The organism is Pseudomonas sp. MRSN 12121 (assembly GCF_000931465.1).
Lineage (GTDB): Bacteria > Pseudomonadota > Gammaproteobacteria > Pseudomonadales > Pseudomonadaceae > Aquipseudomonas.
Window position 1 is genome coordinate 2,717,810 of sequence record NZ_CP010892.1, and the last position, 12,576, is coordinate 2,730,385.

Annotated in this window: 12 protein-coding genes; 6 read left to right on the top strand and 6 right to left on the bottom strand. The window is 64.4% G+C overall.

What is annotated here, in order from left to right:
- The first annotated feature begins 31 nt into the window (after nt 1-31).
- Complete coding sequence (locus TO66_RS12495) at nt 32-1,009, top strand: hypothetical protein (RefSeq protein ID WP_044462605.1); 978 nt, start codon at nt 32-34, stop codon at nt 1,007-1,009.
- Nucleotides 1,009-1,695, top strand: a complete 687-nt coding sequence (locus TO66_RS12500; protein WP_044462606.1) for a hypothetical protein — start codon at nt 1,009-1,011, stop codon at nt 1,693-1,695. Before TO66_RS12495 ends, TO66_RS12500 begins: the two co-directional genes overlap by 1 nt.
- A gap of 122 nt (nt 1,696-1,817) precedes the next feature.
- Here the strand turns inward: TO66_RS12500 and TO66_RS12505 are convergent, their stop codons facing one another.
- The 6 genes from TO66_RS12505 to TO66_RS12530 form a co-directional block, all read right to left on the bottom strand.
- Nucleotides 1,818-2,279 (bottom strand): GNAT family N-acetyltransferase, encoded by a 462-nt coding sequence (locus TO66_RS12505; protein ID WP_044462607.1) that lies wholly within the window; start codon nt 2,277-2,279, stop codon nt 1,818-1,820.
- 26 nt (nt 2,280-2,305) lie between these two features.
- Nucleotides 2,306-2,962, bottom strand: coding sequence for a DUF2931 family protein (locus tag TO66_RS12510; protein ID WP_044462608.1), 657 nt, complete (start codon nt 2,960-2,962; stop codon nt 2,306-2,308).
- The gene (locus TO66_RS12515) at nt 2,962-4,539 is read right to left on the bottom strand and encodes a DUF2235 domain-containing protein (protein ID WP_044462609.1); all 1,578 of its coding nucleotides are present in this window, start codon (nt 4,537-4,539) and stop codon (nt 2,962-2,964) included. The genes TO66_RS12510 and TO66_RS12515 overlap by 1 nt, the downstream gene beginning before the upstream one ends.
- 200 nt (nt 4,540-4,739) lie before the next feature.
- On the bottom strand, nt 4,740-5,564 hold the full coding sequence (locus tag TO66_RS12520; protein WP_044462610.1) for a sulfite exporter TauE/SafE family protein: 825 nt from the start codon (nt 5,562-5,564) through the stop codon (nt 4,740-4,742).
- Nucleotides 5,561-6,841: an FAD/NAD(P)-binding oxidoreductase gene (locus TO66_RS12525; protein ID WP_044462611.1), complete on the bottom strand. Its 1,281-nt coding sequence runs from the start codon at nt 6,839-6,841 to the stop codon at nt 5,561-5,563. The genes TO66_RS12520 and TO66_RS12525 overlap by 4 nt, the downstream gene beginning before the upstream one ends.
- A 34-nt stretch (nt 6,842-6,875) precedes the next feature.
- Nucleotides 6,876-7,760, bottom strand: coding sequence for an MBL fold metallo-hydrolase (locus TO66_RS12530; RefSeq protein ID WP_044462612.1), 885 nt, complete (start codon nt 7,758-7,760; stop codon nt 6,876-6,878).
- Nucleotides 7,761-8,000: 240 nt separating this feature from the next.
- On the opposite strand from TO66_RS12530, the gene TO66_RS12535 reads away from it, so the two are divergent.
- The 4 genes from TO66_RS12535 to TO66_RS12550 all read left to right on the top strand — a co-directional run bounded on the left by TO66_RS12535 (nt 8,001) and on the right by TO66_RS12550 (nt 12,425).
- On the top strand, nt 8,001-9,326 hold the full coding sequence (locus TO66_RS12535; RefSeq protein ID WP_044462613.1) for a sigma-54-dependent Fis family transcriptional regulator: 1,326 nt from the start codon (nt 8,001-8,003) through the stop codon (nt 9,324-9,326).
- 959 nt (nt 9,327-10,285) lie between these two features.
- Complete coding sequence (locus TO66_RS12540; RefSeq protein WP_044462614.1) at nt 10,286-11,785, top strand: helix-turn-helix transcriptional regulator; 1,500 nt, start codon at nt 10,286-10,288, stop codon at nt 11,783-11,785.
- Nucleotides 11,786-11,915: 130 nt separating this feature from the next.
- Complete coding sequence (locus TO66_RS12545; protein WP_044462615.1) at nt 11,916-12,167, top strand: CsbD family protein; 252 nt, start codon at nt 11,916-11,918, stop codon at nt 12,165-12,167.
- 9 nt (nt 12,168-12,176) lie between these two features.
- Nucleotides 12,177-12,425 carry a DUF1652 domain-containing protein gene (locus TO66_RS12550; protein WP_044462616.1) on the top strand — a complete coding sequence of 83 codons (249 nt, stop codon included), beginning with the start codon at nt 12,177-12,179 and terminating at the stop codon, nt 12,423-12,425.
- The last annotated feature ends 151 nt before the right edge of the window (nt 12,426-12,576 follow it).

Sequence of the window (12,576 nt, forward strand, 5' to 3'; positions counted from 1 at the left end):
GCGCCTTTTATTGATTGCAAGGAGCGCAGGCATGACCCAGTCCGTTGGTGGCGGGAGGCGAGTGGGGGCAGGGAAGTGGGGTGGTTTGCTTCGCCTGGGGCATTTTCTGTCTCGGATGGCTTCGGTGCTGTTTGTGGGCATGGCGCTGAGTGTGCCCACGGCCCACGCCGACCCCATCACTACCTATCGCGGCACGCTTGGTGATACGCCGGTGGAGCTGGCGCTGACCTATGACTCGCAATACGGCGGCGGGATGTCTGGCTATTGGTTTAGCGAGGCCCAGCGCTTGCCGATTCCTCTGGAGCTGACGCCGTTTTGGCCGGACCGGGGGCTGGTGATCAATATCATGGATAACCCGACGTTGCCGGCGGCAGCGGTGTCGTTGCAGCCGTTTGCCGAGGGGGCGCATGTGTTGCAGGGGGCGTTTGTCGATTTGCGCACGGGCGTGCAGCAGCCGTTGCAGTTGCAGCGGGTGATGCGGTTTGGCGGGAATCAGCGGGAGGCCTTCGAGGGCGATCTGTTGCAGCCGGCGGCGGACAAGCAGTTCTATTTCAGTGTGCATGCCGTGCGCAATGCCGGGGAGGACACGGGGCGGGTGGACAATATCCGGGTGCTGAGCCGGGCCACCGGCGAGGTAGTGCAGGAGGTCGGGGGGCAGTGGTGCCTGTCGCCGACCGGGACCCGGACGCTGACCTTCGAGCATTTCGATGCTGACTCGACCATCGATTTCCAGGTGCAGGGCTACAGCTTGAACGGCCCGTACGGCAGTGTGCTGTGCGCGCCGACCGAGTATTACCTGTATCACCCGGCGACCCAGGCGTATCTGCGTCATCCGCAGTTGGAGCAGTTCGCCGCAGAAGGCACGCTGCGCTTTGCTCCGGGCGGGCAGATGGAATTCAGCAAGCAGGACTTTATCAACTACAGTGCGGGCACCCGGAGTTGGGATTATTACCGTGTGATCAGCCCTGACCGGCTGGAATTCATTCAGTCTGGCGAGGAGCGTTTCTGATGCGTCTGGGTAACTTTTTTCGCGGGCTGGCGGCGTTGTTGCTGGTGGTGTGGCTGTTGCCGGCGCAGGCCTCCAGTGGGGTGTATCAGGGCACCTTGGGCAAGCAGGCCATTGTGCTGACGATAGGCAGCCAGAATGCGCTGTACCAGGCGACCTATGCCTACCAGCGCTACCGCACGCCGATCCGCCTCAAGCCGACCTTCAGTTTCAGCAACAAGGTGCTGGCCCTGGACGAGCTGGACGAGCAGGGGCTGCCGGTGGCGCGCTTGCAGTTCAACGACTTGATGGTCAGCCGCCAGAGCGAGCAGGTGCGCGGCAGTTGGACCAGCTATCGCACGGGCAAGACCTTGCCCATTGCCTTGAAGCTGGTGGCCCTGGTGGATTCGGACCGCTCGTGGCCGCAGCCGAGCACGACGCTGTTGCAGAGCGCATCCACCCAACGCTGGTATTTCCAGGTGCCGATGCAGGGCAATGACCGGCGGATAACCGCGATCGAGGTGGTGGACAAGGCCAGCGGCAAACCGTTGCAGACCCTGGCGCTGGCGGAGCGGGGTTGTCTGTATCAAGGGGTCGATATGTTGCAGGTGCAGTCGGAGGGGGAGAGCTTGCGGCTCAGCTTGAGAGGCTGCAAGGTGCCGGGGTTTCAGTGGAATGAGGGCGGTGGGCGGTTTGAGCCGTTGCCTTGAGCCGGGTTGATTTGTAGGTGTGTCTGCCGGGGCGGGTTGGCAGGTTTTGCGGTTGCTGTGCAACCGATCGCAGCCTCGCGGGCTCGGCAGCGGCTACAAGGGCTGTGATCGAGCAGTACGCTCTACAGGATGGGCGTTAGCGGGCGTTGCATGATCAGGGTGCGTTCCTCGCCATGGAACTGCTCGCGCAGGGTGTGGAAGCCCAGGCGGGCGTAGAAGCCTTCAGCGGTGATCGAGGCGGGGACGGTCAGCTGGGTGAAGCCGGCGTCCAGGGCCTGGCGTTCGAGTTCGGCCAGCAGTTGGCGGCCGATGCCTTGGCCTTGCCTTGCCGGGGCGACGAAAACCGAGCGCACGACCGCGCCGTCGAGGCTGGCGGTGCCGACGATATCGCCGGCAGCCTGGGCCACGAATACCTGGCGTTGGTTCAATAAGTGACGTACGGCTTGCGGGTTGAAGCTGTGTTGCACCTGGGCGATCACGGCGGCGGGGTAGTCCTGGGCATTGCTGGTGTGCAGGGTGGCGATGATCAGGCGGCTGATGGCTTCGGCGTCCTGTTCGTTGGCGCGGCGGATTTCGCAGTCCATGTGAAGAGTCCTTTGGGAGGGGGCGGTTACCAACTGCCGTAGGGGATGCCGTATTTCTCTATATACCGCTTGGAGTTCTCGGGTAGGGGGTAATAATGTCCGTTGGATTTACCCTGGTGCGGCCCCAGCGGTTCAATCTCAGCTTGCGCACGGGCGACTTTGACCGTGTTGCGGCATTCATCTCTGACCCAAACTTGTACGATGCCGCCGGGGGCCAGCCCTAAATAGACCGATGCCATATAGCGAGCAGTCTGGTGCGGAGTTTCCGGGCAGCGTCGGTTAGTCGAGATAGTCATGATTTTCCGGGCCTCTTCCGGGATGTCGATCCATACCCGATAGGTTTGTGGTTCAACCACCGATTGCCAGCGTACGAAAATGCGCTTGGGCAGGTCCGCGCCGACCACTGACTTAGCGCTACCTCCACCCCCACCACCCCATCCTCTGGCCCACTCTTTGTTGTAACCCATATCCCCACCCGCAGCGGAGCCGCCGCCAGTACGACGGAATAGCTTGCCGTTGATATCTTCAACGGCGCTGTCTTCAACCCAGACTTTCATATAGAACGGCTCGATGAAGCCAAGCTCCCACCAAGGATCTTTGGGATCGTTTTTTCCGGATAGGGGGTCGCTGGCCTGACAGCCAGTCAACAGAAGTGCGCCCAGCAGGGCGATGAATACTCTCATTACCAAAGCGTCCAGTCAGGTACGTGAGGGTGTTGCACACGCACGGCATCTGCCGTGGGGGCGTTGATATAAACGACTTTAAGGCTGCCGCCATCCTGTTTGCCAAGCGGGTGGTTCCAGTGAGCCGATAGATGGATATAACGCAGCTTGAGCATGGTTTCCTCGGCTGGAGTCGTACTGTAGTCACCGGCTACAAATCTGTCACAGAGGGCTTGCAGCTCTTGCGGGATCGCGTAGTCCGGGTCTTGTTCGTCGATGGTGTTGAGGCGTACGCCGTTCTCCTTGGCCAACTCATACATCACACGGAGATACACCCTCGATAGTCTGTTGCTCATCGGGCGCTTGAGCTGCACGCCCACATACACTCGTTTTTGTCGTAAGCCGAGACGGTCCTGCGGATCTTGCGGCAGAACCATCGGCTCCGGTGTGACGATCTCCAGCCATTGTTCGGGCCAGCCTTCGGCCAACCAGCGTTTTCTTGTCTGGGCCGCTTCCCGGTAAATCGAGGTCTGGGTCACGTCAGTATTGATTGGCACTTCCAGCGCTTGCATCGGACTGACCAGGACACACTCCTGTACCTCATCCAGATAGCCGCCGCCGATATCCGAGTGTGCGCCGGGTAGGGTGATTTCCATGTGGTCGGGTTTGACCCGGCTCAGGGCAAAGTTGGCGCGGTACTCGTCGCGGGCGACCAACTGGACTACTGAGCGAAAGTATCGACGGTCGAGGTGCAGTTTGATTCCTGGGGTAATGGCGCTGCGCACGTTACCCAGATTACTCACGCCGGCAACCGACGGTACCGTGTCGAACAGGCCGATAAAACCCATGTCGACATCGTGGCCGTACTGTCGATTGAAGTTAGGGCTGAAGGCTTTGGACTGGTCGTACAGAGTCAGTTCAAGCGGGCCGACCCAACGCACGACTTCATTGGCGAAATGCCGGGCCGCCGCCGCGCCTCGGCTAAAGCCGAAAGCATCGAAGGTCAGCGAAGTGATTTCACTTTCGGGATTATCTTCGTGGACTTCACGGATACGTTCCTCGATCGCACGAAATGCTTTCCGCACGCATCCAGAGATTCCTGTGTCGCCACGCCCTGTGCCCGAGGTGATCAGGCTATCTTTCTCACCTGGCTGTGTGCCGATCCCATCGATGTAGATTGAGCGATAGGCTAGCTTTTGAATTTCTCCACCTTCGACTTTCCGGTTGGAAAAGTACAAATCACTCAACCGCTTAACATTGCTCACATCATTCCCATAACTGCTCTCCGGATCCTTCATATACGGCTTGCAACTGCCCTCAAGATCCTTGGGCTCGATAGGGTGCTGAGCCCCACACAACTGCCCCATGGCCGAATTGCTGGCGTTATTACCCGTGCCATCGAAAAACACCCCGATACGCAACGCCACCCGAATCTTTTCGGGCGGTGGCGTAGGCTCTTTGGCGTATTTCTCGTATTGCGCCCAGAGCTGTTCGCCATAGCTGGGTTGCTCGGTTTCGGCGGCTCGTTCGGTGGGGCGCTCATTGGGATTGGCGGGCCGTAGAAGTCTGGGCATCGGCCCGGGTCCGTTGCTGGCCATGGCTGGTCCTGGTGCGGTCGAGGAGGGTGTCGAAGACCGTACCGGGAGGGGTGGGCGATGGATTTAGGAGGAATCTGCAAGAGGCGGAGCAGGTGCTGATTTGGTTGTAGGAGCGATGGATTGCCGGGGTGTTTTTGTTGTCTGGGCGGGCGTTATCGCGAGCAAGCTTCGCTCCTACGGAAGCGGTAGGAGCGAGAAGCTCAGTGCCAGGCGCCTAGCGCTCCGAGGCTGAGCATCACGGCTGCCAGCATGCCTACCAGGGCAAACAGCTGTTGCAGCCTTGGCCCTGCCAGGTAGCGGGCGACCTGGCGCCCGGCGATCAGCCCCAGCACCGCGCCGATGGCGAAGGGGGCGCCCACGGCCCAGTGCATCACGCCGCTGAGGCTGGCGGTGACCACGCTGCCGGCGGACACCAGGGCGATCACCGCCAGGGAGGTGGCGACGATGCTTTTGCTGTCGAGGTTGGTGTAGCGGGTCAGGGCCGGGATGATCACGAAGCCGCCGCCGACGCCGAGCAGGCCGGACAGCAGCCCCGAGAGCAGGCCGGTGACGGTCAGGGCGCGGGCGCAGGGCAGGGTCCAGCGCAGGCGGCCTTGCAGCGGGTTGAGCACGCAGGGCTGGAAGGCCGCGCGCGGGGCCGGTCGGCCGTGGCGCAGTTCGTGGGTGGCCTTGAGCAGGATGCGTCCGCAGGCGTACAGCAGCACCGCGGAAAACAGCAGGGCCAGGGGCAGGTTCGGCAGGCGGTGGGCCAGCCACAGGCCGACCGGCGCCATGAGGACGCCGATGGCGGCGACGAAGCCGGCGGCGCGGTAGCGCACGATGCCTTCGCGCAAGCCCAGCACCGCGCCGACGCTGGCCGCCAGGCCCACCGCGAGCAGGCCGATGGGCGCCGCCTCGACCATGCTCAGGCCGAGGCCGAACACCAGCAGCGGCACCGCGAGAATGCCGCCGCCGGCGCCAGTCAATGCCAGGATCGCCCCGATCAACGCGCCGAGGCCGGCGCCTAACAAGTTGTACTCACTCATGATTGCGGCAGGTCATCCGTCACCAGGGTCGGGCGCGCCAGCCACTCATGGCCCTTGAGCATGCCGCGCCAGTACAGCGGTGGCAGGATGCGTTCCTTCAGCCACCAGGCGCGGCGGGTCGGCTGGCGCCCGTCGAGCACCCAGGCCGGAAAGCTCGGCGCGACCTTGCCGCCGTAGGTGAATTCGGCGAGGACGATCTTGCCGCGCTCCACCGTCAGCGGGCAGGAGCCGTAGCCGTCGTACTGCGCCCGGGTCGGCAGGCGCTTGAGGTTCACCAGTACGTTGGTGGCCACCACCGGCGCCTGCTTGCGCGCCGCCGCGGCGGTTTTCGCGTTGCTGGTATTGGTGCCGTCACCGAGGCCGTGGATATTGCTGTAGCGCTTGTGCTGCAGGCTGTGCGGGTCGACGTCGATCCAGCCGGCGGCGTCGGCCAGCGGGCTATTGCGAATGAAATCCGGCGCGGTCTGTGGCGGCACCACGTGCAGCATGTCGAACGGCAATTTGACGCGCTCCTGCTGGCCCTCGGCGCCGTTGCGCACGAAGGTCGCGCGCTGGTTGGGGCCGTCCACCGCCACCAGGTTGTGGCCGAAGTCCAGGGCGATGCCGTACTTCTTCACGTATTCCATCAGCGCCGGCACGTAGTCCGGCACGCCGAACAGCACGCCACCGGCATTCAGGAAGCGCGTCTCGATCTGCCCCAGGCGGCCATTACGCAGCCAGTGGTCGCAGGACAGGTACATGGCCTTCTGCGGCGCGCCGGCGCATTTGATCGGCATCGGCGGCTGGCTGAACAGCGCCTGGCCTTGCTTGAGGTTCTGCGCCAGTTGCCAGGTGTAGGGCGCCAGGTCGTAGCGGTAGTTGGAGGTCACGCCGTTCTTGCCCAGGGTTTCGCTCAGGCCGTCGATGGCGTTCCAGTCGAGCTTGAGGCCCGGGCACACGATCAACTGGTCATAACCCAGCAGGCGGCCGTCGTTGAGCAGCAGGGCGTTGTGCTCCGGCTCGAAGCTGCTCACCGCGGCCCGGATCCATTTCACCCCCGTGGGGATCAGCGAGGCCATGGAGCGGGCGGTGTCTTCGGCGCGGAACACCCCGGCGCCGACCAGGGTCCAGCCGGGCTGGTAGTAGTGGGTGTCGGCCGGGTCGATGATGGCGACGTCCAGGTGCGGCTCGCGGCTGATCAGGCTGGACGCGGTGGCGATCCCGGCGGCACCGCCGCCGACGATCAGGACCTGGTGGCTGCCGTTGACGGCAAGTGGATTGGGGGCAATAGGGCGCATGGCATCGTCTCCTGGTGGAGTGGCGTTATCTTTTTTAAAGGGCGTTGAGCGGGATCTTCAGGTAGCTCACGCCGTTGTCGTCGGGTTCGGGGAACTGGCCGCTGCGCATGTTGACCTGCACCGAAGGCAGGATCAGCACCGGCATGTCCAGGGTCGCGTCGCGGGCTTCGCGCATCGCCACGAAGCTGTCTTCGTCGATGCCCTGGTGGATATGGATGTTGTTGGCGCGCTGTTCGGCGACCGTGGTCATGTATTGCAGCTCGCGGCCGTTGGGCAGGTAGTCGTGGCACATGAACAGGCGGGTCTGCGGGGGCAGGGCGAGGATCTTGTGGATGGAGCGGTACAGGGTACGCGCGTCGGCCCCGGGGAAGTCGCAGCGGGCGGTGCCGTAGTCGGGCATGAACAGGGTGTCGCCGACGAAGGCCACCGTCTCTTCACCCTCTTGCACCAGATAGGTCATGCACGCCGGGGTATGGCCGGGGGTGTGCAGGGCGCGGGCCTGGAGGTTGCCGATGGCGAAGCGGCTGTCGTCCTCCAGCAGCACGTCGAACTGGCTGCCGTCGCGGGCAAAGCCCTGGCCTTCGTTGAATAGCTGGCCGAAGGCGTGTTGCACCTGGGTGATCCGGTTGCCGATCGCCACCCGGGCGCCGAGCTGCGCCTTGAGGTAGGCCGCGGCGGACAGGTGATCGGCGTGCACGTGGGTTTCGAGGATCCAGTCGACCTGGGCATCGAGCTCGCGGACTCGGGCGATCAGCTTGTCGGCGGACTCGGTGCGGGTGCGGCCGGACTTGGGGTCGTAGTCCAGCACGCTGTCGATCAGCGCGCAGCGCCGGGTGCCCTGGTCCATCACCAGGTAGCTGATGGTCCACGTCTGGCTGTCAAAAAAGGCTTCTACGCACAGCGATGCGCCGATGATCATGGGGCTCTCCGAACAATAGGGTGACGCCGGCCGTGGCTGGCGATCGCTTCTTGGACTGTCAATAACCGTGCCAATCCCGGCACGCGGTTCTGAACGCCAATTCATTGAATTCAAAGGCTTGTGACGCGCGTTCGAGCTGTCACTGCCAATAATGGCTGGCAGTCGATTGGCAGTGGGTGGCAGAAAATGGCAGAAGTCGCAGCCTTGGTTTAAGCTGCCGCGCAATGCCCAGGAGTTGCCATGCCCCAGTCCCCCAATGCCCTCGCCAGTGCTGAAATGTTAGCCCTGATGTCCTATCTGGAACATGACGCGCAACCGACGATCCTGTTAGACACCGACTACAACATCCTCGCCGCCAACACCGCCTACCAGCGCCAGTTCGGCGTCGAGGGCAAGCCCCATGTCGGCGCCAAGTGCTACCGGGTATCCCATCAGTTCGCGGTGCCGTGCGACCAGGCCGGCGAACACTGCCCGATGCGCAAGGCCTTCGAGACGCGGTTGCCCGAGCGCCTGCTGCATATCCATCACACCCCGCGCGGGCCGGAGCATGTGGATGTCGAGCTGCGGCCGATCCTCGGCGATACGGGGCAGGTGGTGGCCTATGTCGAGCGTTTGAGTTCGGTGGCGGTGGCCTCGGTGCAGCCGCAGCAGAAGGGCCTGGTGGGGCGCTCGCCGGCGTTCAACCAGGCGCTGAGCGCCTTGCAGCGAGCGGCGCCGTCGCAGATCCCGGTGCTGTTGCAGGGCGAATCCGGGACCGGCAAGGAGCTGTTCGCCCGCGCCCTGCACGACGGCAGCCCGCGCGCCAGTGGGCCGCTGGTGGTGGTCGATTGCACCGGCCTGACCGAGTCGCTGCTGGAGAGCGAGCTGTTCGGCTATGAGAAGGGCGCGTTCACCGGGGCCTTGCAGCGCAAGATCGGCCTGGCCGAAGCGGCCCATGGCGGCACGCTGTTTCTCGACGAGATCGGCGAGGTGCCGCTGGCGATGCAGGTCAAGCTGTTGCGGCTGATCGAGTCGGGCAGCTTCCGCCCGGTGGGCAGCCTGCGCACCGTGCATTCGGACTTCCGCCTGGTTTCGGCGACCCACAAGCCGCTCAAGGAAATGGTCGCCGCCGGCACTTTCCGCCAGGACCTGTACTACCGCATCAGCGCCTTCCCGATCCGCCTGCCGGCCTTGCGCGAGCGTAGCGACGACCTGCCGTTGCTGATCGACAGCCTGCTGCAACGCCTGGCGCCCGGCGCCGTGCCCAGGGTGGCCCCCGAGGCCCTGGAGCGCCTGGGCCTATACGCCTACCCGGGCAATATCCGCGAGTTGCGCAATATCCTCGAACGAGCACGCTTGTTCAGCGACGACGGGGTGATCCGGGTCGAGGACCTGCCCGAGGAACTGCGCGCCGACCACGCCAGCGCCGCGCCGCCGACCCGTCGCCGCAGCGGCAAGGACCTGGAACAACTGGCCCACGCCCTGGAAGTGTTCGACGGCTCGCGCAGCGAACTGGCCAAGGCCCTGGGCCTGAGCGAACGCACCTTGTACCGGCGCTTGAAGGCGTTGGGCATCGCGGGGCGTTGAGTCCGCAGCTGCCCCTTTGGTGTCATTCCCCCCTCGATTTCCCGGCGTGCCAGGGACGGCCGGGAACTCCCTCTCGATATTGAAATGTACCGGACGCTTGTGTAGCCGCTGCCGAGCCACAGGCGAGGCTGCGATCGAGCGGCACGCTCGCAGCGGGCTTGTGGGCGCTGGAGACCCTGCGGGTCTATCGCAGCCTCGCTGGCGCTCGACAGCGGCTACAGGATGGTGATTCCCCTCGATATTCGGGTATGCCAATGCTGGTGTAGCCGCTGCCGAGCCGCAGGCGAGGCTGCGATCGAGCGGCACGCTCGCTGCGGACTTGAGGGCGCTGGAGACCCTGCGGGTCTATCGCAGCCTCGCTGGCGCTTGGCAGCGGCTACAGGATGGTGGTCGCTCTCGATATTCGGGTGTGCCGGTGCTGGTGTCGCCGCTGCCGAGCCGCAGGCGAGGCTGCGATCGAGCGGAACGCTCGCGGCGGACTTGAGGACGCTGGAGACCCTGCGGGTCTATCGCAGCCTCGCTGGCGCTCGACAGCGGCTACAGGATGGTGGTCGCTCTCGATATTCGGGTATGCCGGTGCTGGTGTAGCCGCAGGCGAGGCTGCGATCGAGCGGCACGCTCGCGGGGATCTTGCGGGCGCTGGAGACCCTGCGGGTCTATCGCAGCCTCGCTGGCGCTTGGCAGCGGCTACAGGATGGTGGTCGCTCTCGATATTCGGGTGTGCCGGTGCTGGTGTAGCCGCTGCCGAGCCGCAGGCGAGGCTGCGATCGAGCGGAACGCTCGCGGCGGACTTGAGGACGCTGGAGACCCTGCGGGTCTATCGCAGCCTCGCTGGTGCTCGGCAGCGGCTACAGGGGATTTGTGCGATAGGGCACGATGGCGACACGCCGTGGTCGTAGCTTTCAGTCCTCTTTCATCTGTCGCCCGGGCCTGTCGCGCCGGGCCTTTCAGGAGCTGCCATGAGCCAGGATGTCCTTGCCACCGAAACCAATCGTCGCCAGTTGCAGCAGATCATTTCCGGCCTGTCCGACGGGGTCATCCTGCTGGAAGCGGACCGGCGCATCGTCTGGGCCAACGAGGCGGCGCTGGCCATGCACGGGGTCGACGAGGTCGGCGAACTGGGGGCCAACGATCGCGAGTACGCCGAACGTTTCGCCCTGCGCTATCGCAACAACCACCCGCTGGCGCTGGAGAGCTACCCGATCAACCGGGTGGCCGCCGGGGAGACGTTCAGCGATGTGGTGGTGGAAGTGCGCAGCGGCGAGGGCGAGCAGGAGCGCACCTGGGTGCACCGGGTACGCAGCATGATCCTCACCGACAGCGCCGGCGTGGTGGAGTCCCTGGTGCTGATCCTCAGCGATGCCACCGAGTGGGCCAGCGCCGAGCAGCGTTTCGAGAAGACCTTCAATTCCAACCCGGCGCCGGCGGTGATCTGCCGCCTCAGCGACCTGCGCTACATCAAGGTTAACCAGGGCTTTCTGGAGATGACCGGCTATGCCCGCGATCAGGTGATCGGCCGTTCGGTGTACGAGGTGGATGTGTTGCACGGCGCCGAGCGCAAGGACCTGGCCATCGAGCGCCTGGGCCAGGGCGCGACCATTCCGCAGATGGAGGCCCAGCTGCGCCTGCCCGAAGGCGGCAGCAAGCTGGTGATAGTCGCCGGCCAGCCGCTGGATATCCATGAAGAAGACTGCATGCTGTTCACCTTCATGGACCTGGAGCCGCGACGCAAGGCGGAGACGGCCCTGCGCCAGAGCGAAGAGCGCTTTGCCAAGGCCTTTCGCCTGACCCCGGTGCCGACCCTGGTGTGCAGCGCCGACAACCAACAGATCGTCGACATCAACGAGGCCTTTCTCGAGAGCACTGGCTATACCGCCGAGGAGCTGCTGGGCAAGACGGTGGAGGAGGTCGGGTTCATTGCCGGGCCTCACGCCTGTGCACGGTTGTTCGCCGTGCTGGAGAAGAGCAGCGATGTCCGGGGCGCCGACCTGCGGGTGAAGAAGAAGGGCGGCGAACTGATCGATTGCGTGGTCTCGGCCGACACCGTGAACATCCAGGACAAGCCCAGCTACCTGCTGGTGCTGATGGACATCACCGAGCGCAAGCGCTCGGAGCTGGAGCTGGTGGCGGCGATCGAGGAGGTGATGCGCGACGCTTCCTGGTTCAGCCAGACCCTGATCGAAAAACTGGCCAATGTGCGCAGCGCCAACCAGGCCGAACTGCCCAGCGCTTCCTATACCGACCTCACCGCTCGCGAGCGCGATGTCCTGGGGCTGATCTGCGAGGGCCTGGCCGACAAGGAGATCGCCGCGCGCCTGCAACTGGCGCCGAGCACGGTGCGCAATCACGTGGCCACGGTGTATTCCAAGCTGGCGGTGCACAGTCGCGCCGAGGCCATTGTGTGGGCGCGCGAGCGCGGCCTGTTCGCCGGCGAGCGGCGCGTCAAGGGGCAGCGCTAGCAGTACAAATGCCCCAGTGCCATCAGTGCAAATGGTGCTGTTGCCCCGCGTTGCCGGTTTCTAGGCTGAGGGTCTGCGGTCCGTGTCTGCCACGGATCGCCCTCAAGATCATCAGTTGAAGGAATACACGATGCGTAGCGAACAGATCAAAGGCGCGGTGGGTGCGGCGACCGGCAAGGCCCAGGGCGCGGTGGGCGAACTGCTCGACGACTCTCAGATGCGCCTGGAAGGTGCCGCCCGCGAAGCCGCCGGGCAGTTGCAGCAAAGCTATGGCGATGCCCTGGACGGTGTCTCCCGCTTCGTCCGCGAGAAACCCCTGGCCAGTGTCGCCCTTCTCGCAGGGGTCGGCCTGCTCGCCGGCCTGTTGCTGCGTCGTCGTTGAGGCGCCCGGGTGATTGCCCAGGCGCAGTTGCGCCGCCTCATCGAACAGGGCTTCGCGCCCCTGGCCTGTGCGTTCAGCACCGGTGCCGATTCCACCCTCACGCTGCGGGTCTATGAGCCGCAAAGCGGCCGGGTCGACCTGGTGGTCACCGGCATCAACCTGCGCCGGCTGGAGACCGAGGCCGATGTGCAGGCGATGATCGAGGAACTGCGGTACGAGTTGCAGAGCAATTCCATCAACCAGCTGTATTTGTCCTGACCGCCGCCGCCGCTCTTCCGTAGGAGCGAGGCTTGCCCGCGAAAAAACCTCATGGCAACGCGGTGCTTCAGGCTCTGCGCGTTATCGTTGGCCTCCATCGCGGGCAAGCCTCGCTCCTACAGACAGGCGCCGTCATTAGGCAGGCGTCGTC